The sequence below is a fragment of the Mesorhizobium sp. LNHC229A00 genome (genome assembly GCF_000502415.1).
GTDB lineage: Bacteria > Pseudomonadota > Alphaproteobacteria > Rhizobiales > Rhizobiaceae > Mesorhizobium.
This window is the reverse complement of record NZ_AYWQ01000006.1, coordinates 91,727-112,878: the sequence shown is the minus strand read 5'-3', so window position 1 is coordinate 112,878 and position 21,152 is coordinate 91,727. Positions and strand designations below refer to the sequence as shown.

At 63.6% G+C, this 21,152-nt stretch carries 23 protein-coding genes; 11 read left to right on the top strand and 12 right to left on the bottom strand.

What is annotated here, in order from left to right; translation table 11 throughout:
- Window positions 1-13 precede the first annotated feature (13 nt).
- Both X742_RS156755 and X742_RS156760 read left to right on the top strand, forming a co-directional pair.
- Window positions 14-628: a transglutaminase-like cysteine peptidase gene (locus X742_RS156755; protein WP_023772015.1), complete on the top strand. Its 615-nt coding sequence runs from the start codon at window positions 14-16 to the stop codon at window positions 626-628.
- Between the two features lie 360 nt (window positions 629-988).
- Window positions 989-1,228, top strand: coding sequence for a hypothetical protein (locus X742_RS156760; RefSeq protein ID WP_023772014.1), 240 nt, complete (start codon window positions 989-991; stop codon window positions 1,226-1,228).
- A 46-nt stretch (window positions 1,229-1,274) separates the two neighbouring features.
- On the opposite strand, the gene X742_RS156765 is transcribed toward X742_RS156760, so the two are convergent.
- The 4 genes from X742_RS156765 to X742_RS156780 are packed head-to-tail and all read right to left on the bottom strand — an operon-like array spanning window position 1,275 to window position 3,996.
- The gene (locus tag X742_RS156765; protein WP_023772013.1) at window positions 1,275-1,643 is read right to left on the bottom strand and encodes a helix-turn-helix transcriptional regulator; all 369 of its coding nucleotides are present in this window, start codon (window positions 1,641-1,643) and stop codon (window positions 1,275-1,277) included.
- Complete coding sequence (locus X742_RS156770) at window positions 1,640-2,170, bottom strand: Smr/MutS family protein (protein WP_023772012.1); 531 nt, start codon at window positions 2,168-2,170, stop codon at window positions 1,640-1,642. The genes X742_RS156765 and X742_RS156770 overlap by 4 nt, the downstream gene beginning before the upstream one ends.
- Window positions 2,167-3,267: a murein transglycosylase A gene (locus X742_RS156775; protein WP_023772011.1), complete on the bottom strand. Its 1,101-nt coding sequence runs from the start codon at window positions 3,265-3,267 to the stop codon at window positions 2,167-2,169. The genes X742_RS156770 and X742_RS156775 overlap by 4 nt, the downstream gene beginning before the upstream one ends.
- A gap of 21 nt (window positions 3,268-3,288) precedes the next feature.
- Window positions 3,289-3,996 carry a Tim44/TimA family putative adaptor protein gene (locus tag X742_RS156780; RefSeq protein ID WP_023772010.1) on the bottom strand — a complete coding sequence of 236 codons (708 nt, stop codon included), beginning with the start codon at window positions 3,994-3,996 and terminating at the stop codon, window positions 3,289-3,291.
- A gap of 198 nt (window positions 3,997-4,194) precedes the next feature.
- Between X742_RS156780 and X742_RS156785 the strand changes: the two genes are divergently transcribed.
- The 3 genes from X742_RS156785 (at window position 4,195) to X742_RS156795 (ending at window position 7,571) form a co-directional block, all read left to right on the top strand.
- A complete protein-coding gene (locus X742_RS156785; protein ID WP_023772009.1) occupies window positions 4,195-4,692 on the top strand; it encodes an FxsA family protein in 498 nt (165 codons plus the stop codon).
- A gap of 392 nt (window positions 4,693-5,084) precedes the next feature.
- Window positions 5,085-5,582: a protein-export chaperone SecB gene (gene secB / locus X742_RS156790; protein WP_023772008.1), complete on the top strand. Its 498-nt coding sequence runs from the start codon at window positions 5,085-5,087 to the stop codon at window positions 5,580-5,582.
- A 348-nt stretch (window positions 5,583-5,930) separates the two neighbouring features.
- Window positions 5,931-7,571 (top strand): ABC transporter substrate-binding protein, encoded by a 1,641-nt coding sequence (locus tag X742_RS156795; RefSeq protein WP_023772007.1) that lies wholly within the window; start codon window positions 5,931-5,933, stop codon window positions 7,569-7,571.
- 794 nt (window positions 7,572-8,365) lie between these two features.
- On the opposite strand, the gene X742_RS1000000175665 is transcribed toward X742_RS156795, so the two are convergent.
- From X742_RS1000000175665 to lepA, 5 genes are all read right to left on the bottom strand, one after another.
- On the bottom strand, window positions 8,366-8,617 hold the full coding sequence (locus tag X742_RS1000000175665) for a hypothetical protein (RefSeq protein WP_245275535.1): 252 nt from the start codon (window positions 8,615-8,617) through the stop codon (window positions 8,366-8,368).
- A gap of 30 nt (window positions 8,618-8,647) precedes the next feature.
- Window positions 8,648-8,788, bottom strand: a complete 141-nt coding sequence (locus X742_RS1000000175660) for a hypothetical protein (protein ID WP_156939378.1) — start codon at window positions 8,786-8,788, stop codon at window positions 8,648-8,650.
- A 116-nt stretch (window positions 8,789-8,904) separates the two neighbouring features.
- Window positions 8,905-9,561, bottom strand: coding sequence for a Fic family protein (locus X742_RS156800; RefSeq protein WP_023772006.1), 657 nt, complete (start codon window positions 9,559-9,561; stop codon window positions 8,905-8,907).
- A 22-nt stretch (window positions 9,562-9,583) separates the two neighbouring features.
- Window positions 9,584-9,763, bottom strand: a complete 180-nt coding sequence (locus X742_RS156805) for a hypothetical protein (protein ID WP_023772005.1) — start codon at window positions 9,761-9,763, stop codon at window positions 9,584-9,586.
- Between the two features lie 239 nt (window positions 9,764-10,002).
- The gene (lepA, locus tag X742_RS156810; RefSeq protein ID WP_023772004.1) at window positions 10,003-11,649 is read right to left on the bottom strand and encodes a translation elongation factor 4; all 1,647 of its coding nucleotides are present in this window, start codon (window positions 11,647-11,649) and stop codon (window positions 10,003-10,005) included.
- Between the two features lie 208 nt (window positions 11,650-11,857).
- On the opposite strand from lepA, the gene X742_RS156815 reads away from it, so the two are divergent.
- The 4 genes from X742_RS156815 to msrA all read left to right on the top strand — a co-directional run bounded on the left by X742_RS156815 (window position 11,858) and on the right by msrA (window position 15,107).
- Window positions 11,858-12,937, top strand: coding sequence for a pilus assembly protein TadG-related protein (locus X742_RS156815; protein WP_023772003.1), 1,080 nt, complete (start codon window positions 11,858-11,860; stop codon window positions 12,935-12,937).
- Window positions 12,938-13,116: 179 nt separating this feature from the next.
- On the top strand, window positions 13,117-13,821 hold the full coding sequence (locus X742_RS156820) for a DUF1223 domain-containing protein (RefSeq protein ID WP_023772002.1): 705 nt from the start codon (window positions 13,117-13,119) through the stop codon (window positions 13,819-13,821).
- A 113-nt stretch (window positions 13,822-13,934) separates the two neighbouring features.
- A complete protein-coding gene (locus X742_RS156825; RefSeq protein ID WP_023772001.1) occupies window positions 13,935-14,231 on the top strand; it encodes a hypothetical protein in 297 nt (98 codons plus the stop codon).
- 150 nt (window positions 14,232-14,381) lie between these two features.
- Window positions 14,382-15,107 (top strand): peptide-methionine (S)-S-oxide reductase MsrA, encoded by a 726-nt coding sequence (gene msrA / locus X742_RS156830; protein ID WP_023772000.1) that lies wholly within the window; start codon window positions 14,382-14,384, stop codon window positions 15,105-15,107.
- A 79-nt stretch (window positions 15,108-15,186) separates the two neighbouring features.
- On the opposite strand, the gene X742_RS156835 is transcribed toward msrA, so the two are convergent.
- Together X742_RS156835 and X742_RS156840 are read right to left on the bottom strand one after the other, a co-directional pair.
- Window positions 15,187-16,191: a cytochrome d ubiquinol oxidase subunit II gene (locus X742_RS156835; RefSeq protein WP_023771999.1), complete on the bottom strand. Its 1,005-nt coding sequence runs from the start codon at window positions 16,189-16,191 to the stop codon at window positions 15,187-15,189.
- 286 nt (window positions 16,192-16,477) lie between these two features.
- On the bottom strand, window positions 16,478-17,839 hold the full coding sequence (locus X742_RS156840) for a cytochrome ubiquinol oxidase subunit I (protein WP_023771998.1): 1,362 nt from the start codon (window positions 17,837-17,839) through the stop codon (window positions 16,478-16,480).
- Between the two features lie 295 nt (window positions 17,840-18,134).
- Here X742_RS156840 and X742_RS156845 point away from each other — a divergent pair, with 295 nt between their 5' ends.
- On the top strand, window positions 18,135-19,061 hold the full coding sequence (locus X742_RS156845; RefSeq protein ID WP_023771997.1) for an ABC transporter ATP-binding protein: 927 nt from the start codon (window positions 18,135-18,137) through the stop codon (window positions 19,059-19,061).
- On the top strand, window positions 19,058-19,819 hold the full coding sequence (locus X742_RS156850; protein WP_023771996.1) for an ABC transporter permease: 762 nt from the start codon (window positions 19,058-19,060) through the stop codon (window positions 19,817-19,819). The genes X742_RS156845 and X742_RS156850 overlap by 4 nt, the downstream gene beginning before the upstream one ends.
- Window positions 19,820-19,846: 27 nt before the next feature.
- Here X742_RS156850 and X742_RS156855 read toward each other — a convergent pair whose 3' ends face one another.
- On the bottom strand, window positions 19,847-20,884 hold the full coding sequence (locus X742_RS156855) for a phosphatidylglycerol lysyltransferase domain-containing protein (RefSeq protein WP_023771995.1): 1,038 nt from the start codon (window positions 20,882-20,884) through the stop codon (window positions 19,847-19,849).
- Between the last annotated feature and the right edge of the window lie 268 nt (window positions 20,885-21,152).

Below are 21,152 nucleotides of genomic sequence, written 5' to 3'. Positions count from 1 at the left end.
GCGAGCGGGGACAATGAATTCCTCAACCATGCGAAGGCTGCGCGTATGCGCGGCAGCAGGGCTGGCGTTAACGGGGGGCTGGATGGCACCGGCCTGGGCTTCGGGCGCCATGGCGACCGGGGGCCTCACCTCGCAGCCGATCGGCCACTACGATTTCTGCAAGCAGCGTCCGGGCGAATGCTCGATCCGCCCGGCCAATCTCGCGCCGGCGGTCCTGACCGAGGGGTTGATGCGCAAGCTGGTCAACGTTACCGCCAGGGTCAATGCCGCCGTAAAGCCGATGAGCGACATGGACATTTACGGCAAGGACGAGGTCTGGGCCTATCCGGACAAGGGCGTCGGCGACTGCGAGGACTACGTGCTGGAGAAGCGGCGCCAGCTGTCCCGCATGGGCATGTCGCTCGCCGACCTCCTGATAACCGTGGTCCGCAAGCCCGACGGTGAAGGCCACGCCGTGCTGACGGTGCGCACCGACGGCGGCGACTATGTGCTCGACAATCTGACCGACAAGGTCAAGTCCTGGGACCAGACCGGCTACCGCTTCCTCAAGCGGCAGGCGATCGACAACACCGGCCGCTGGGTCTCGATCCGCGGCGGCCAGCAGGTCCTGGTCGGCTCGGTGCAGTAGCAAAGAGCGCCGCGGTTCGAACCGCGCAGCTCTCGTGCCGAAAGTGTCTTCCCGCTTTTTCCTTGCGATGGCCGGCGCCGCCCGTCATTACCCTGCCGGGCATTTCTCCCCGTGACGGGGAGAAATGTGCCGTCATCAACGGTTTCGCCAATTGTTAGTGGTGCAAGAAGGGTGGCGAGGTTGCCCCTTCTCCCGTTCTACGGGGAGAAGATGCCGGTTAGATGAGGGGCGGCGCTAACATTGCCGATCGCGCGTCTTGCGTCGCTCTCCAGTAAATCTTTCATCCCTCCGTGAACCATTTCCGTTCGCCCGGCGACACATAGCCGTGAACGATAAAAACCCAAATCATGGAGACTTCAAATGACTGCTTTTCTGCGCAACACTCTCCTCGCCGCGGCTGCCGTTGCGGCGCTGACCGGATCCGCTCTGGCCGGGCAGACCATTCCAAGCTGCGCCAACACCAACCTCAACGATTTATGGGCCGGCCGCTGTTGCGGCGAGGCCGGCGCGTCGGACTGCCTGGGCGGTGGAAATGGCGGCCAGGGTCATGGCGACCATGGTCGTGGCGGCAATGGCGGCAGCACGGCCGGCAAGAATTGATCTCAGCACGGCGCCCGCCTGCTGCTCGCCGACGGGCGCCGTCAAGCTAAGACCGCCGGCCCAGCGCCGCGCGGATCGAAGCGGTAATGCGCAGAAGCTCGGCCTCATCGAGTTTCTCGATGGTCTCGGCCAGAAGATTGGCAAGTTCGGTGGCGGCGGGGGAAAGACCCGACGTATCGAGTTTCACCCGCGGATGCGAGGTTTCGGCCAGCCGCGCCAGCTCCTCCGCATCGTCCCATATGACGTTGAAATAACCGATGATCTTCTGGATCAGCGTCCAGGTCGGCGCGCCGCGCCTGCCGTGCTCCAGTGCCGAGAGATAGGCGGCGCTGACGCCGATCGCCGCCGCCATGTCCTTCTGGCTGACGCCGCGCTCGGCGCGCAGCGCCCGCAGCCGCTCGCCGAACGGCGTCATGAGCGCGCCCGCCGCAACCTGATATAAAGCGCGCCCGAGCCGCCATGGTTGCGGGCGGCATGGTCGTGACTGGAAACCAGCGGCCGGAACGCCGGTGTCGACAGCCAGGCCGGCACGGCGCGCCGCAAGATGCCATCGCCGCCCGAAGAAGACCCCTTGCCGGTGATGACCAGCACATAGCGGACGCCGCCGGCATGCGCCCGGTGCAGGAATGAGAACAGCAGCGAATAGGCCTCGTCCTGCGTCATGCCATGCAGGTCGACGCGGCCCTCGATCGGCAGCCGGCCTTTTTGCAGCTTGTCCAGCGTCGGCTCGTCGAGGCGGTGCGTGACATGCTGGACCTTCGGCTTTACCGTGCCCGGCGCGTTGGCGGAAGGCTGGACCGGCTGCGCCGGCGTCGGCCTGGCATCGACGGCCATGTCCGGAATGTCGACGGCGGCGCGGCCTTTGAGCGGCTTGGCGGTGCGCGCCACCAGGTTCCACAGCACCCGATCGTCGTCGCTGAGCTTATCCCCGCGCTTGCTCATCTCGCGCCCCCGGCCAGCGCGCGCGGCACCAGCGCATAAAAATCGGCGGCGTTGCGCACCACGCCGGCGATCTCGCCGGCGGCATCGCCCGAGCCGGCGAACAGGTCGCCGCGCGCCGGCCCTGTTATGGCCGAGCCGGTGTCCTGCGCGATCATCAGCCGCCGGAACGGCCTTTCGTCGAAGGCGGTGAGCGTCGGCGCGTCGATGTAAAAGGGCGTGCCGAATGTGTGCAGCAGCCGGTCGACGGCCATCGAGCGGCCCGGCGTCAGCGGCACCTTGGCGGCGGCGATCGGACCGAGCGCGGCATCTTCCACTGCAGCCTCGCGGAAGAAGATGTAGGAGCGGTTCTGCCACAGGATCTCGTCGACCCGCTCCGGATCCGCCTTGAACCAGGCGCGGATCGACTGCATCGTCACCTGCGCCAGCGGGATTTCACCGAGCCCGCTCAGGATTTTGCCGGGGCCAGTAAAGCGCTGGCCTGACTTGGCGGCGTAGGTGACGCGGCTAAGCCGCCCGTCCGTCATGACAAGCCGCGCCGCGCCTTGGACATGGATGAAGAAGGCATCGACCTTGTCGGCCAGCCAGGCGATCTCCAGCCCCTGGCCGGCGAGCGCGCCGCGCTCGATCGCGCCACGGTCGGGATATTCGGCCAGCCCGTCGGCGGTCCGGCGCGCGAAGGCGAGGTAAGGATCCATCCCGGCGGGCCGGTTGGCGTCGTCCACGTCAATGAGATTGGCTGGACGCGACAGCAGCGGCACGCAGAAACGCTCCGTCCGTACCGGCGATGCCTCGACTTGCGGCTCGTAGAAACCGGTGACGAGACCGGCGCCGGTGTCCGGCCGCACCAGCATGGGCACGAAATGGCGCTCGAAGAAGGCACGCGCTTCGGACGAACTGGCGGCAGGGGCTTCGCGTGCTTGCGCATAGGCCTCGGCGAAGGCGCCGAAATCGACGCCGAGCGCACCGCTGCGATAGGGTTTTACCGGCACATGGAAGGCGGACCGGGCAAAAGCAGCGAAGGCCGGCAGGTGGTCGTCGTCACCCCAGCCGGGCAGGCCGCCGAAGGACCTTTCTACAAGGAGAGGCGACAGCGACACCGGAGCCTGCCTTTTTCGGACTCAGTCTTCTTCTTCGGTGGCGACGAGCTTCCAGTTCGGATCGCGCGAGCGTGTGTCGCGGGCGAAGGTCCAGACATCCTTGACCTCGGCCACCGTCTCGGGATCGCCGTCGATGACCGTACCGGCCTGGTCGCGCGTCGCCGAGATCAGCTCGCTGATGATGCGCAGCGTCACATGCGCCTCGCCGCCCTTCATCTCGGCCGAGACGATGTCGGCCTTGTCGATGCCGACGAAGGAGGACTGGATCTTCTCCGACTTGGCCTCGCGCTCGCCGATCGCGGCGACGAAGCCGTCATAGACCTCGCGGGACAGAAGGTTCTTCAGCGTTTTGCGGTCGCCGTCGGCATAGGCCATGACGATCATCTCATAGGCCATCTTGGCGCCGTCGACGAACCCCTTGGGGTCGAAGGAGGAGTCGTTGTCCTTGATCGCGCGCAAGCCCTTGTTGAGATCGGTGCCGGGCTTGGCGAAGGCGTCGATGGCCGTATAGGTGTCGGCCGCCGCCGGCTCGCCAGGCGCCCGCTTGCGCGGCAGCGAAACGACGTTCTCGGGCTTCTGCGTGGCGTCCTTGTCGGTGCGCGCCGCCGTGTAGGGGTCGAAAGGCGGCCGCTCGCTACCGGTCCGGCGGCCCAGCACGTTGCGCAGTTGGAAGAAGATCACCACCGCCGCGATCAGGAAGAAAATCGTGCCGAAGTCGAAGAAGCCCATATTTTCCGCCAATCAATCCCTGCCTCTAGGCCGGACCGTCCAGCCGAAGGCCGCGGTCGCATAGCGTTCACCATTCAAAGCATATAGAACGCAAGGCGCAATCATTCAAATCAAAGGCAGGCATACCTATCTAACAGCCTCCGTGCCAGCGGCGATTGGCCGCCAGGGGGACAAAACAATCGAATGATCGGTAAAGACTTGCGCATTTCGCTGCTTCCCCTCTTTCTCCTGGCGCTTCCGCTGCTGGAAATCGCCGGTTTCGTCGTCGTCGGCCGTGAGGTCGGCGCACTGGCGACGGTCGGCCTGGTGCTGGCCTCGAGCTTCGCCGGCGTGCTTTTGCTGCGCCACCAGGGTTTCGGCGTCATGACCCGTATCCGCACCGAGATGGCGGCCGGCCGCGACCCCAGCGGCCAGCTCGCCCATGGCGCCATGATCGTGGTAGCGGCGATCCTGCTGATCATTCCCGGTTTCATCACGGACATTGTCGGCCTGCTCCTGTTCCTGCCGCCGGTGCGCGACCTTGCCTGGAGCAGGCTGAAGGGCCGCATCGTCGTGGCCAGCAATTTCTCCACCGGCGGCTTCCGCCGGCAGCGCGACAGGGTCATCGACCTCGACGACGGCGACTATTCGCGCGAGGACGACCTGAAGCGCGGCCCGGACCACAACTCGCCTTGGCGGCGGCTGAAGGACGACTAGCTCGCGGCCGCGGCGTTCCGGTCTGTTTTGTCGAGGCCGGCGGCGCATTGTCCCGCCGGACATTTCTCCCCGTATAGTGACGGGGAGAAAGGGCTGATTGGGGCGGCGCTGGCGCTCAATCCTGCAACGTTGGCGATTGGCGAAAGCGCCGATGACAGCACCCCTCTCCCCGTCACTATAAGGGGAGAGGATGCCGGCAGGCAGGTGAGGGGCGGCACTGCCCTCGGCGATGATCTTCCCGTCACAAAGCGTCCGCGTCGATTGCCTCGGAACCACCGGGCGGCAAACCTTGTCTTGTCATGCCGGCCATGGTAGCGAACGCCCGATTTCAATTCGGTCAGCCCCGATTCAATTCGGTGAGCGAGACTGCCCAGGGGAAAAGGATAAGGCTCATGGCCAGCAATGATGACGCGCCGGTCGGCGCCAACGGCAACGGCAACGCGGCGCAGCCATCGCTCAACGTGCTGGCCCAGTATGTGAAGGACCTGTCCTTCGAAAGCCCCGGCGCGCCGAACTCGCTGCGCGGCCGCGACAAGGCCCCCGGCATCGCCATCAATGTCAACGTCAACGCCAACCCGCTTTCCGACAAGCAGTTCGACGTCAATCTGACGCTGAACGCCAAGGCTTCCTTCGACCAGGAAGTGCTGTTCAACGTCGAGCTGGTTTATGGCGGCGTCTTTGCCATTTCGGGCTTCCCGCAGGAGCACATGCTGCCGATCCTGTTCATCGAATGCCCGCGCCTTTTGTTCCCCTTCGCCCGCCAGATCATCGCCGAGGCGACGCGCAATGGCGGCTTCCCGCCGCTGATGCTCGACCCGATCGACTTCGCGCAGATGTTCCAGCAGAAGCTGGCCGAGGACCAGGCCGCGTCGAAGGTCCAGGTGAGCTGATCCGCGGCTGACAGGCATCGCTTGAAAAACCCGGCCTCGCGCCGGGTTTTTTTGTTGGGCGCCGCCATCGCTTCGTCGTGACGGGCGGAGCAAGGAGCGCGGCGACGCGGCGCAGACCCGAGGATGACGAAGGTAAAGGCCCCTGCGGAGCTCCGCACAACTCCTGCGGATTCCAGAACATTCCGCAACGTCACCCAGCCCTATCATTCCCTCTCAGGCAATGGCGCCCCGGCGGTCGCAGCCGCGCCGCGTCGGCTTGTCCGCCGGGGCGCAGCCTGTTTCCGTGCATGCCTCGTCCTAAAGCTGCTGGGCACTTTTGGGCATGCACCAACGACAAAGGGAACGACGATGAAATTCATGCTGACCGACCGCAAACTTCACCCGCGCGCCAAACCTGTCGCCGCCGATTTCAAGGCGGGCGGCATCAGCCGTCGCGAATATGTGGCGCTGATGGCCGGCCTCGGCGTCAGCGCCGCCGGCGCTTTTGCGCTGGGCGGCATTGCCCCGACGCCCGCCCGCGCCGCCGAGCCGAAGAAGGGCGGCGTGCTGCGCGTCGCCATGAACGTCAAGGGATTCAAGGACCCGCGCACCTTCGACGGCGTCGAAATGTCCAACGTCGCGCGCCACTGCAACGAATATCTGGTGCGCTGGAACACCGACTTCTCCTTCGAGCCCTGGCTGCTCGAAAAATGGGAGATGAGCGATGACGCCAAAACGCTGACGCTGCATGTGCGCAAGGGCATCACCTGGTCGAACGGCGACGCCTTCAACGCCGACGACGTGATCCACAACCTCACCCGCTGGTGCGAGGCTGGCGTTGCCGGCAACTCGGTCGCCGCGCGGATGGGCGCGCTGGTCAATGCCGACACCAAGAAGGTGGTCGATGGCGGCATCGAGAAGGTCGATGAGTACACGATCAAGCTCAATCTGCCGAAGCCAGACATTTCGCTGATCGCCGGCATGGCCGACTATCCGGCGCTGATCATGCACCGCTCCTATGATGGCGACGGCGATCCGATGAAGGCGCTGGCGATCACCACCGGCCCCTGCGAACTGGTGAAATGGGACGCCGAGACGGGTGCGGAGGTCAAGCGCAGGGACAAGCCCTGGTGGAAGGGCGAGTTCTATCTGGATGGCATCCAGTGGATCGACTACGGCTCCGACCCCAACGCCATGCTGTCGGCGTTCGAATCCGGCGAGATCGACACCGACCACGAAACCGCTTCCGACGCCGTCTCGCAGACCGACAAGATGGGGCTGAAGAATTCCGAGATCGCCACCGGCTCGACCATCGTCGCCCGCTTCAATGTCGCCAATCCGCCCTATGACGACATCAAGGTGCGCCGCGCCGCGCAGCTCGCCGTCGACAATTCCGCCGTGCTGAAGCTCGGCCTCGACGGCCGCGGCAAGCCCGCCGACAACCACCATGTCGGCCCCATGCACCCCGAATATGCCGATATCGGCCCGGCCAAGCGCGATATGGAGGCGGCGAAGAAGCTGCTGGCCGAGAGCGGCAAGGCCGACCATGAGTACGACCTCATCTCGGTCGACGTCGAATGGCAGAAGAGCACCGGCGACGCCATATCGGCGCAGATGCGCGAGGCGGGCCTCAAGATCAAGCGCACTGTGTTGCCCGCCGCCACCTTCTGGAACGACTGGAGCAAATATCCCTTCTCGTGCACCGAATGGCTCGGCCGCCCGCTCGGCGTCCAGGTGCTGGCGCTGGCTTACAAGTCGGGCGCCGCCTGGAACGAAAGCGCCTATGCCTCGAAGGAGTTCGACGAGCTGCTCGACAAGGCGCTCGCCATGCCCGACCCCAAGGCGCGCAAGGAGATCATGGCCAAGATCGAGCAGAATTTGCGCGACTCAGGCATCATCATCCAGCCCTACTGGCGCTCCGTCTACCGGACCTACCGCAAGGGCATCGAAGGCTGCGAACAGCACCAGGCGCTGGAGCAGCATTTCGAGAAGGTCTGGATTGAAAGCTGACGCGGGCGCGGCGCCAATCTTGGACGCCGCGCCGACGCTGTTCTTCCTGTCGCGGACGGGGGATGATCTCGACGTACCAGCCCCTGCCCGGTCGCCAGCAGCGTCAAGATCCAACTGACGAAGGTCAGGACGGGACCTCCGGGCGATGTGGAGCGCCTTTGGTCCACACTCATATCGTTCTGGAAAGATGGCCGGCGCGATGCCTGTGAGACAATTGCCTGAGCCCCGCGCCGGCCACTAGCGACCTGATGAAGGTCCGCCGCCAGATTTGTGTACCGGCCCCGCGCCGCGCGATCAACCGAGCCGGGCAATTGGTATGAATTCGTACCAACCCTGCTGGGATTTGTCGCGGGAGAGCCAGCGGCGGCAGCAGGCCTGCCCGTTCCCGGAAAACGTCTTTAGCGCGGGCAGACCGACACTGGACACGCGACAGCCGTCACGGCCGAAAGCTTCTCGCGCTTGCTCAGCCTCGGTTTTGCGTAGATCTTTTTCACGGATAGTCCCCCAATTGGCCCGCGTCCAATGACGCATGCGCGGACCCGATGTCAATACGGGCCGGCCGTGGTTCGGGGCGGACTGTTGCTGTTGCCAAGGTCGGCGCCGCCCCTCACTGTCCTGCCGGACATCTCTCCCCGTAAACGGGGCGAGAGGAGCTGGCCGCAACGCCGGCGCCTTTTGTGCAAGCGGTGGCGATTGGCGAAAGCCGCCACGACAGCGTCCCTCGCCCCGCGGGGAGAGGATGCCGGCAGGCAGGTGAGGGGCGGCGCCGACGCATGGAGACAAGGCGGTCCCGCTCACCGCGCCGGCTTCACCAACGTCCAGATCCAACCGGCGAAGGTCGCCACCAGGAAGGGATAGCCTGCCGCCGGCAGCGGCGCCGAGGTCGGCAGCAAGGGCGTACCCCACAGCACCATGCCCACCGAGGCCAGGAACAGCGCGGCAGCGATGAAGGCGGTGAGCCGCATCCATACCGCGAAGGTATTGGGCACGCTGATCAGCATCAGCGCCGCCGCCCACAGCGAGATGCCGCCGACATAGGAAGGCACGCTCGCCTCCAGCCCCGCCGCATTGCCGGCCTAAAGCAGACTCTCGCCAGCCAGGAAGGTCAGGAACCCTGCCGCCACGCAATCATTGCCGAGACGCTGGTATTTCATGCTCAGAAGTGCTGCGGCCACGACGAGGGCTACGCCATCGATCGCCCAAAGGGTTTCGCGCAACGGCGCGCCGGCGACGAAGGTGCCGGCAAGGCCGAAGGCACCACAGAGAGAGGCGACGTAGTGAGTGTTAAGCGAAAGGGAAGGAAGGATGAGGGCAGCCGTTAGCCGAGCGAACTCTAAGCTCGACCACCAGCCTTTTCATAAGCGTTTGTTAGCTGCCGCGCCAACATTCCAGACAGCAATTCTTCCATCTGAGAAAGATCGATACGCCCCTCTTTGGAGGCAGCGTCCGCCGCATCCAATGCATCGAAGTACGGATTTCTGTTCTCTACTATCTGTTCCGGAATGGTTGGTGTTCCGGGAAACACGCTCTCCGCCTTTATACACAAAACAACATAGGACAATATACGGGATGTCCGACCGTTACCATCGGCAAAAGGATGCACCCAATTAAGTCGCCACATTATGTATGCTGCGAGATGTATAGCCGTTGTCTTGTCCCAATTCTCGTTGACGTAGTCACAAAGCTCTTCAATTAGTTCTGGCACAAGGTGAGCTTCAGCCGGTTTGTGTTTACTGCCAACTATTTCAACGCCTGCGGGCCGAAAATTACCCGCATATGCGCTAATTCCAGCCAGCGCTTCTCGCTGCAAGGCAAGTATCAGAGACGGTCGGAGCTTGAAGCTGCCGCGGTCAAGCGCCTGATAAACCGTCTGGATGCCGTAATCATACTGCCTCAGGCCATTCCTGGCCTCAGCCTCCGCCTTAAGCTCCGGGTCCGATATCAGCTCAGCTTCAAATGCTCGGCTGTGACGTTGTGTGGAATCGACCACTATAATGACCTTCAGCCGACAATTAACCCTTAGCACTTTTGCTCAAAAGTTCCGCCTGCTTATCGACCATTTCACGAGTTATTCTATCGTTCTCGAACTTCGTATTACCATAAGCAAAGCTTCGGCGTTGCTGTTCCTTATCGGTTTTTGTCTGATCGAGCGTCTTGGTAGCTTCAATCAGTTTTTTCAGTGCTTCAGTCATTGATACCTCCTGCGCTTATCGCCTAACTGGTAAACGCAAATCACTTTGGCGAGCATGCGTGATACCAGCCGAATTTGCCAATGAATTTGTATGAAGGCCAACCGCGCATAGCGCATAGCCCAAACACCTAGCCCTACCAAGCCAACCACCAGCAGAGGATGGCCGTAAAGATAAGGTTGGAGACCTTCCGGGCGGTGTGGCTCTTCTCATCCAGAACATATCAAGAACCGTTTGACTTCTCAATCCCCCATCTTCAGCGCCTGGATAAACGCCTCCTGCGGGATATCCACCTTGCCGAACTGCCGCATCCGCTTCTTGCCCTCTTTCTGCTTGTCCAGCAGCTTGCGTTTGCGGGACACGTCGCCGCCGTAGCATTTGGCGGTCACGTCCTTGCGCAGGGCGGAGATGGTTTCGCGGGCGATGACCTTGCCGCCGATGGCGGCTTGGATCGGGATCTTGAAGAGATGGTGCGGGATCAGCTCCTTCAGCTTCTCGCACATCTGGCGGCCGCGCTTTTCGGCCGCCGTGCGGTGCACCAGCATGGACAGCGCGTCGACCGGCTCCTCATTGACCAGGATCGACATCTTCACCAGGTCGCCCTCGCGATAGTCGGTCAGGTGATAGTCGAACGAGGCGTAGCCTTTCGAGATCGACTTCAGCCGGTCGTAGAAGTCGAAGACGACTTCGTTGAGCGGCAGGTCGTAAGTCAGCATGGCGCGTTTGCCGACATAGGAGAGGTCGGCCTGGATGCCGCGCCGGTCCTGGCAGAGTTTCAGGATGCCGCCGAGGTAGTCGTCGGGCGTCAATATGGTGGCGCGGATCCACGGCTCCTCGATGGCGGCGATTTTCACCACGTCGGGCATGTCGGCGGGGTTGTGCAACTCCTTGACCGAGCCATCGTTGAGAAGCAGCCGGTAGACAACTGATGGCGCGGTGGCGATGAGGTCGAGGTTGAACTCGCGCTCCAGCCGTTCCTGGATGATTTCGAGATGCAAGAGACCCAAGAAGCCGCAGCGATAGCCGAAGCCAAGCGCGGCGGAGGTTTCCATTTCATAGGAGAAGGACGCGTCGTTGAGGCGCAGCTTGCCGACGGCGGCGCGCAGGTCCTCGAAATCGGCGGCGTCGACCGGGAACAGGCCGCAGAACACCACCGGCTGCGCCGGCTTGAAGCCGGGCAGCGCGTGCGCGGTCTGGCGCTTGTCCTCGGTTATGGTGTCGCCGACGCGGGTGTCGGCCACTTCCTTGATCGAGCCGGTGAAGAACCCGAACTCGCCGGGGCCGAGCTCGTCGACATTGATGCGGGCGGGCGTGAACACGCCGGTGCGCTCGACCAGGTACTTGGCGCCGGTGCCCATCATGCGGATGGTCTGGCCCTTCTTCAGCACGCCGTCGATGATGCGCACCAGCACGATGACGCCGAGATAGGCGTCGTACCAGCTGTCGACCAGCATNTCGGGCTCGGCGGCCGGCAGGTCGACCTTGTTCAGCACCACGACGATCTCGTGGTTGTTGTCGATGGCCTGGTAGACATTGGCGAGCGTCTGCGCCTCGACGCCTTGCGAAGCGTCGACCACCAGCAGCGAACCCTCGCAGGCGGCGAGCGACCGCGACACTTCATAGGCGAAGTCGACATGGCCGGGCGTGTCGATGAGGTTGAGGATATAGTCCTCGCCATTGTTGGCGCGGTACTTCAGCCGCACCGTCTGCGCCTTGATGGTGATGCCGCGCTCGCGCTCGATGTCCATCGAGTCCAGCACCTGCTCCTTCATGTCGCGCAGCTCCAGCCCGCCGGTCGACTGGATCAGGCGGTCGGCAAGCGTGGATTTGCCATGGTCGATATGGGCGACGATGGAAAAATTGCGGATGTGGTCGAGGGGCGTGCTCATGCCGCGCGCTTTAGCAGGGGCGGCAAGCGGCGGCAAGGCTTGGCGCCCAAGGGCTACCTTACCACTCACAAAGCGGTGAGATCGGCAAAAGAATCGGAAAAACCGGCCCTCGAGGGAGGAATGCATAAACTTTGATCGATCACATTAGAGCTTGGTTTGGCGGCTGCGTGGTAATTGCACGCTCGCTATTGTCTGTCGGGGGTTTGAAATGTTCAGGGTTTTGCGCGGGTTTGCCCGCTCCCGCAGCGGGTCGATGATGCCGCTCTTCCTGGTGATGCTGATGCCGCTGATCGCGGTCATCGGCTTCTCGGTCGACTATACCGGCGCGGTCCAGACCAAATCCAACCAGCAGCAGGCGCTTGATGCCGCGATCCTGACGATCACCACCATGGACACCACGTCGACGCTGGCGCAACGCCAGACGCTGTTGCAGGATTCCTTCGCCGCCAATGGCGGGCAGGGCACCGCGACGCTGACCAACTTCGTGGCTGGCAACACCACCACCGCCACCACGGCGCAGGCCACGGCAAGCTTCGCCATGCCGACCGTTTTCATGTCGATTGCCAGGATCAACACCGTACCGATCGCCGTCGGCGCGGCGGTCAACAAGCCGCCGGCACTGGTGAATGCCACCTTCAAGGTCTCCGGGGTGTCGGGTTACTGGAACAAGAAGATGACGCTCTACGGCACGCAATTCGGCGCGACGACGGCCAAGCCGCTGATGACGATCGACTACACCTATGGGAACACCGGGGACCCGAAGGGCTATGGCACCACCAATGTCAACGTCCTCACCACCGATTCAACCGGCAAGACCGTCACCACGCTGGTGCAGAAGCAGGTCTGCACCGTCGGCAAAAACCCGCCAAACGGCGTGACGCTCCTGAAAGATGCGAGTGGCACGTCCTATTACTGTGTCGACACGATGTACCCCGCTAACGGCTCCGGCGCATCGATCGACGTCAGCCAGATGGGTGGCCTCTCTCTGCAGATGTATGTGCCATCGGGGAACCCGCAATATCTCCAGACAAATGATCCGACCACCTCGAACCGACTCTACAGCGGGGTCAAGGATCCGCAGACCAACCAGATCACCTACAATGAGACCGCGACCGGCCAGATGGTCGATATCTTCAGCGTCGTGCCTTGCGGCTCGACAGCCTATCAGGCCTGGGAAGACGGCGGCAACTCGGTTCCGGCGCCTGTCAGCAACGCCGACTTCTTCTACAACGTCACCGGCAAATGCGACTTCAACAAGCGACCCTCGGAGACGGCACTGACGCAGTGACGTGGACGATCTCCCCCCGCGTGGGGGAGATCGGATGCGGCGACCGAGTTCGCCAATGACGCCCGCAGGGAAGAGGCGCCTTCAATCACAAACCGGTGAGTGCCGTAACGAAACGGTCGGTCGCGGCGAAGTGGGGATATGAGCGGCGCATCGTGGCGTCGTCCCCACGGAGCAAGCCGATGTCGCCAGTCCTATCAAGCAGGTTTTTCGCACTGTCCGGCCTCGCCGCGCTGGCGCTCGCCGGATCGCTTGCCGGCGCCATCGCCCAACCGCTCACCGTGGTCGAGCTGTTCACCAGCCAGGGCTGCTCGTCGTGCCCGCCGGCCAACGCCAACCTCATCAAGGTCAAGGACCGCCCCGGCGTGCTGGCGCTGTCGTTCAACGTCACCTACTGGGACTACCTCGGCTGGAAGGACACGTTCGGCAAGCAGGAATTCACCCAGCGCCAGGTGTCCTACGAGCCGCCGCTCGGCCATGACGGGCCGTTCACGCCGCAAGTGGTGGTCAACGGCCATGCCGACGTCGTCGGCGCCGCGCCCGGCGAGATCGAACATCTGATCGCGGCTACGGCCAAGGCCGGAGGCCCGTCGCTGTCGCTCGAGGGCGGCAAGGTCGCGATCGGCGCCGGCGCCGCTCCGGGCGGCCACGCCGATGTCTGGCTGGTGCGCTACACCAAGGGTGTCGTCGAGGTGCCGGTGGCGCGCGGCGAAAATACCGGCCGCACCTTGCCGCATGCCAATGTCGTGCATGCGCTGACAAAACTCGGCAGCTGGAGCGGCGTCGCCAAGACGCTCGATTTGCCGGCGGCCTCGGGCGGCCTCAGCACCGCCGTGCTGGTGCAGTCGCCCGGCGGCGGACCGATCCTGGCCGCAGCCGCCAATTAGATCGCGTTCGAGCGGAATTGTTCAAACAGAGATTTGCGCCGCCGCATGAGCAGCGGTGCAAGAGCCCGGCCGCCACAAGGCGTGCCAACAACCCTAAACCCAAGGAACCGACCATGACCACTTTCTCCCGCTTGACGCTGCCTGCGCTCGCCCTCGCTTTGTGCTCCACGGCGCTGTTTGCCGGCGGCATCGCGCATGCCGACGATGCCACCAATGCGATGAAGCCCGCCGCCAACGCCATGGCGCCGGCCGCGGACGCCATGAAGCCGGGAACCGATGCGATGAAGCCGGCCGACCCGATGGCCACCAACTCCATGAAGCCAGCCGCGAATGCCATGAAACCCGCCACGGATGCGATGAAACCGGCGACGGACGCGATGAAGCCGGCGACGGATGCCACCGCCAATTGAGATTGGCCTTCTGTCCCTGGCGGCTCCCTGTCCAGCCGGGGACAGTCGGGAGGCGCACGCGAATGTGAGCCTCCGCCGCAACTCACGCATCGCGCCACCGTAGCTGATCCAATAGACTGATCCCAAATGGAAGCCATGAGGACTGCAACCATGACCACTATCAACAACCGTTCGACAGGCTTTGTCCGCGGCGCGCTCGCCGCACTCGCCCTTGCCGTCGCGGGCGCCGCCTTCTGGCTGACGCCGGCCATTTCCGCCGAGGATGCCGTGAAGATCCCACCGCCGGCAATCGATGAAAAGGCCGCCACCGGCAGCGAGAAGGCGATCTTCGCCGGCGGCTGCTTCTGGGGCGTGCAGGGCGTGTTCCAGCACGTCAAGGGCGTCAGCAAGGCGGTCTCGGGCTATACCGGCGGCGCCAAGGACGACGCCGTCTACGAGACGGTCGGCACCGGCCGCACCGGCCATGCAGAGTCCGTCGAGATCACCTATGATCCGTCCAAGGTGACCTACGGCCAGCTGCTGCAGGTCTATTTCTCGGTCGCCCACAACCCGACCCAGCTCAACTACCAGGGTCCGGACTCGGGCACCCAGTACCGCTCGACGATCTTCGCCGAGAACGACGCCCAGAAGAAAATCGCGCAGAGCTACATCGCCCAGCTCGACAAGGCCAAAGTGTTCGGCGAGCCGATCGTCACCACGCTGGAGACAGGCAAGACCTTCTACCCGGCCGAGAACTACCACCAGGACTTTTTGACGCTGAACCCGACCTATCCCTACATCGTCTACAACGACCTGCCCAAGGTGGCGAATTTGAAGACGCTTTTCCCGGCGCTTTATAGCGAAAAGCCGGTGCTGGTGCTGTCGGCGAGCAATTAGTTGCTCGCGAGGGTGCACAAAGGACGACAGGCCGGCGGGACAGCCTGCCCCGCCGGCCTGCCTGCCGCTCTAACAAGCCTCAATCATACGTCAGATCCGTCGCCTTGCCGCCGAACACGCGGTAGGCATAGAACGAATAGAAGATGATGACCGGCAGCACCACCACGGTGCCGGCCAGGATGATCGCCAGGCTTTCGGGCGCCGACGCCGCCTGCCAGATGGTCAGGCGATCGGGCACCACATAGGGATAGAACGACCAGGCCAGGCCGGCAAAACCGAGCGCGAAGATGGCGGCCAGCGTCAGGAACGGCGTCAGCGAATGGCGATCGTCAGGTCTCGGCAGATGGAAGGTCTGCCGCCACAGCCAGGCAAACAGCAGCGCCGACACGATCGGCAGCGGCGACAGATAGAGCATCTCAGGCCAGACGAACCATTTGGCGAAGATGCGCGGGCTGGCGAACGGCGTCGCCAGCGACACGGCGGCCATGCCGAGCGCGGTCAGCACCAGGGCGGTGCGCAGCCAGAGCACCGCCTTCTTCTGCAGCGCGCCTTGGGTCTTGTAGATCACCCAGGCGGAGCCCATCGCTGCGTAGGCCGCCGCCAGGCAAAACGCCACCAGCACGCCAAACGCCATGCCGCCTGGTCCGACATCGAGGCCGAGCACGTAAACGCCCAGCATATAGCCTTGCGCCAGCGAGGCGATGAGCGAGCCCAGGAAGAAAATACGGTTCCAGCGATGTTTCTTCCCCGCCGGCACCTTGGCGCGGAAATCGAAGGCGACGCCGCGCAGGATCAAGCCGACCAGCAGCACGAAGACCGGAATGTAGAGAGCCGTCAGGATGACGCCGTGCGCCAGCGGAAAGGCGACCAGCAGCAGGCCGACGGCCAGCACCAGCCAGGTTTCGTTGGCATCCCAGAACGGGCCGATCGCGGCGATCATGGTGTCCTGCTCAGTGTCTTCGGCGGCGGCGAACAGGATGCCGATGCCGAGGTCGAAACCGTCGAGGATGACGTAGATCAGGATGGCCAGGCCCATCAGGCCGGCAAAGATCAGCGGGAGGGCGGTTGGCCAGTCGAAGGTCATCGGTATATCTCCGAGCCGCGATGGGCCGGGTGCACTGCCCTACCGCTTGAAGCAATCGTTTTAAATCGATTGTCGGGATTGGCACTGCCCCTCATCGCCCTGCCGGGCACTTCTCCCCGTATGGTGACGGGGAGAAGGAGGCTGGCCGCAGCGCCGACGCCCTTCCTGCTACCACGATGATGATTGGCGAAACCGGCGACGACAGCGCCCCTCTCCCCGTCGCTATACGGGGAGAGGATGCCGGCAGGCAGGTGAGGGGCGGCGCGGACCTGCGATGAAGACATGCTCACTCTCCCGCCGCCGGTTGCGACATGGCCGTCTTCATCACCCCCGGCAGCGGCGAGGTGTCGCCATCCTTGGCCGCCTTCAGCGCCAGGTGCACCAGCACGCCGAGATAGGCGATCAGCAAAAGCACGTAGAGGAGGAGATAAATGGCAAGCGTCAGCGCGACATGGTTGCCGGCCACCGGGCCGACGGCGTCGGCGGTTTTCAGCACGCCGGTCACCAGCCAGGGCTGGCGGCCGATCTCGGTGGTGTACCAGCCGGCCAGCGTCGCCAGCCAGCCCGACAACGCCATCGGCACCATCAGCATGGCGAGCGGTCTTGGCAGCGCGTGCCGGCGCTTGAGGAAGAAGGCGGCCGACCAGGAGACGGCGAGCATCAAAAGCCCGGTGCCGACCATGATGCGGAAGCTCCAGAAGATCGGAAAGACCGGCGGATGGTTGCCGGGATAGTCGTTCAGCCCTGGCACGACACCGGCGGTCGAGTGCCGCAGGATAAGGCTGGCCCCGTCCGGAATCGCGACCTCGAACTTGTTTTCCCTGGCCGCCTCGTCGGGCAGCGCGAACAAAACCAGCGGCACGTTGGGACCGGTGTTCCAGTTGGCCTCCATGGCGGCTATCTTCTGCGGCTGGTGTTCCAGCGTGTTGAGCCCGTGCTGGTCGCCGGCCAGGATCTGGACCGGGATCAGGATCGCCGCGGTGAAGACGCCGGTGCGCAGCGCCTTCCACATCGATTCCGAACGGTCGCCGTCGAGGTAGCGCAGCGCCGACAGGCCGGCGATCAGGAACGACACCGTCAGCCCCGAAGCGAGCAGCATGTGCACCAGCCGGTAGGGCATGGACGGGTTGAAGACGATGGCCCACCAGTCGACGGCGTGCGCGACGCCGTCGCGCATCTCGAAGCCGGCCGGCGTCTGCATCCAGGAATTGAGCGCGATGATCCAGAACGCCGACAGCGTCGTGCCGCCGGCGACCAGCACCGTCGCCAGCGTGTGGATGCGGTTGGAGACGCGGCGGAAGCCGAACAGCATGATGCCGAGAAAGGCCGCTTCGAGGAAGAAGGCGGTGAGGATCTCGTAGGCGAGCAGCGGCCCGGCGATGTTGCCGACATGCTGCATGTAGCCCGGCCAGTTGGTGCCGAACTGGAAGCTCATGGTGACGCCCGAAACCACGCCCATGGCAAACGACAGCGCGAACACCTTCACCCAGGTGAAATAGGCGCGCATCCAGGCGGAATCACTGGTCGCGTTGTAGCGCAGCTTGAAGAACAGCAGCACCCAGCCAAGGGCAATGGTGATTGTCGGAAACAGGATATGAAACGAGATATTCGCGCCGAACTGCATGCGCGACAGTATGAGCGGGTCCATGGCGGGCTCCGGCTGCTATTATTTTTTTCGACGCATTCCGGACGGAAAACCGTTCACATTTTCCTGGGATTGCTTCCAGTACCGGCGAAGGATAGGCCCGAAGCAGGGTCAGGTCAAAGCGGCGTCCTGCCGCGAGGCTGAACGCCGCAGGACAATTTTCCGGATAGGCGCGGCGCATTCCCAGCCAGCCTCGAGCTTCGATGTCCAGAACTGGCAGCAGGGCATGGACTTGCGGTTGCACCGGGCGACAACAGGCCTATATCAAGTCACCTCTTTCAGGCAGCCGTTTTCAACCATGCCCTCCATATTGTCCATTTCCGGGGTCTCCAAGACCTACGCCACCGGCTTCACCGCGCTCAAGGAAGTCAGCCTCGACATAGAACGCGGCGAGATCTTCGCGCTGCTCGGCCCCAACGGCGCCGGCAAGACGACGCTGATCTCGATCGTCTGCGGCATCGTCAACCGCTCGTCGGGCACCGTCACCGTCGATGGCCATGACATCAACAAGGACTATCGGGCCGCGCGCGGCATGATCGGGCTGGTGCCGCAGGAACTCACCATCGACGCCTTCGAGAGCGTCTGGGCGACCGTCAATTACAGCCGCGGCCTGTTCGGCAAGCCGGCCAATCCGGCCTTCGTCGAGAAGGTGCTGCGCGACCTTTCGCTGTGGGACAAGAAGGACGCCAAGGCGATCACGCTGTCGGGCGGCATGAAGCGGCGGCTGATGATCGCCAAGGCGCTGTCGCACGAGCCGCGCATCCTGTTCCTCGACGAGCCGACCGCCGGCGTCGACGTCGAGCTGCGCCAGGACATGTGGGCGATGGTGCGCCGGCTGCGCGAGGACGGCGTCACCATCATCCTCACCACGCACTATATCGAGGAAGCCGAGGCCATGGCCGACCGCGTCGGCGTCATCAACCGCGGCGAGATCATCCTGGTCGAGGGCAAGGCCGAACTGATGCGCAAGCTCGGCCGCAAGGAGATGAGGCTGGAGCTGCGCGCGCCGCTAGGCAACGTGCCCGACGGGCTCTCGCGCTACGCGCTCGAACTGTCGCCGGACGGCACACAACTCATCTATACCTATGACAACCAGAGCGACCGGCCGGGCGTCGCCTCGCTGATCCGGGATCTCGAGGCCGCCGGCATCGAGTTCCGCGATCTCGACACCAAGAACAGCTCGCTCGAAGAGATCTTCGTCAATCTCCTGAGGCAAGAGCCATGAACCTGCGTGCGGTATGGGCGATCTACCGGGTCGAGATGGCGCGTGCGTTCCGCACCGTGCTGCAGAGCATCATCTCGCCGGTCATCTCGACGTCGCTCTATTTCGTCGTCTTCGGCTCCGCCATCGGCTCGCGCATCACCGAAATCGACGGCATCGCCTATGGCGCCTTCATCGTGCCGGGACTGATCATGCTGTCGCTGTTGACGCAGTCGATCTCCAACGCCTCATTCGCCATCTATTTCCCGAAATTCGTCGGTTCGATCTACGAGCTTTTGTCGGCGCCGGTCTCCTACCTGGAGATCGTCATCGCCTATGTCGGCGGCGCCGCGACCAAGTCGATCATCCTCGGCCTGATCATCCTGGCCACGGCCTCGCTATTCGTGCCGCTGCACATCGAACATCCGTTCTGGATGCTCGCCTTTCTGATCCTGACGGCGGTGACCTTCAGCCTGTTCGGCTTCATCATCGGCATCTGGGCGAAAAGCTTCGAGCAGCTGCAGCTGGTGCCGCTGCTGATCATCACCCCGCTGACCTTCCTCGGCGGCAGCTTCTATTCGATCCACATGCTGCCTGGCATCTGGAAGACGATCACGCTGTTCAACCCGGTGGTCTACCTGATCAGCGGCTTCCGCTGGAGTTTCTACGGCAAGGCCGATGTCTCGGTCGTCGTCAGCCTCGGCATGACGCTGGTGTTCCTGGCCGTCTGCATCGCGATCGTCGCCTGGATCTTCCGGACCGGCTACCGGCTGAGGAACTGACGCGGCCCTAAAGTCGTGAGAGAGGCCTCAAATGGCCTTGACCAGCCGCAGCAATCCCAGCATCTCGATGTAGGTCCCCTCGCGAAAGGCGATATAGACCGGCTCCTCGGCGCCGTGGAAGCGGCGCTTGAATGCCGCCTGTCCCTGCAGGTTGAACCTGCGGCGGTTGACCCAGGGCGAATCGTAGGCGCGCTGGAAGGTGTTGCGCCAGAACTCGCTTTCGGCAAATCCGCTCGGGCCGACATCGACCAGCGGCGACAGGCCGAGCGTCACCACCGAAATGCCCTCGTCGCGAAAGCGGTCGACGGCGAATTTGGTCAGGCCGATCTCGGCATGCGGCGAGGCATCGATATGCTTGCGCTTGAAGGCGGTGGTGTAGCCGATCACCTTGCCGTCGGCGAACATCGGATCGAAATCGAGCAGGGCGACCAGATCGCCATCGGGACCGTGCAGCACGAAACGGCGCATATCGGTGCCGAGCTGATCGTAGAACGGTCGGTTGAGGAAACCCATCTCCCATCGCTTGACGATGCGGTCGCCGCGCCAGTTTTGAGACAGCCGGGAGATCTCGTCGAGATGGATCGTGCGTTTGTCCTCCTCGAATGAAAAGCCCTTTTTCAGCAGCCAGCGCTCGGAATAACGCACCGTTTCGTTCCGCTTGCCGGAAAAGTCATGGTCGGGCAGAACAAGGCGCGTGTCGATGCCCAGCCGGTTGATCTTGTAGCCAAGGCCGGCAAGGACCTGGGCGGTCTGTTCGCCGATCTGCACGAACCACGGGCCGCCGGCGCTCTCGACGAAGCGTCTGATGTAATCGGGCCACCGATCCGGCGCCGCCACGGGATCGCCGAGCGCGAAATGATGCTTCATCTTGGTGCCGAAGGCGATGTAACCGTCGGCATCGCCAAAATAGGAAAGCTTGCTTTGCACGGCGGTGGAATAGGCGAGCGAGAAGCCGCCATGGCGGCGCACCAGCGCCAGCCGTTCGACATGCGTCAGCGCCCGGCGCTCGACCTTGGGCGAGGCCCCCTCGAGGATGTTGTCGAAATAGATCCGCAAGGAGGGCATGGTCGAGATTCCGCGTGCCGTCCGTGGCGCGACGTGTCCGACGACACGCAAGACGCGCCACGGCGTCTTGATTTTCCGCAGGGAAGCCGAAATCGGGTTGCCGGTTTCGAATGCCCGCGTCCGTGACGAGATCCGCCTGCCCCCGGACCTCGAATCAATCACTTTGCCGCGACCTGATTATCGCCGATGTCGCCGATATGCCATATAGGGTTGTATGTATTCGGACAGAAGCGGGTAATCCGCTCCATGTCGTGGTTTTGACGCGGTG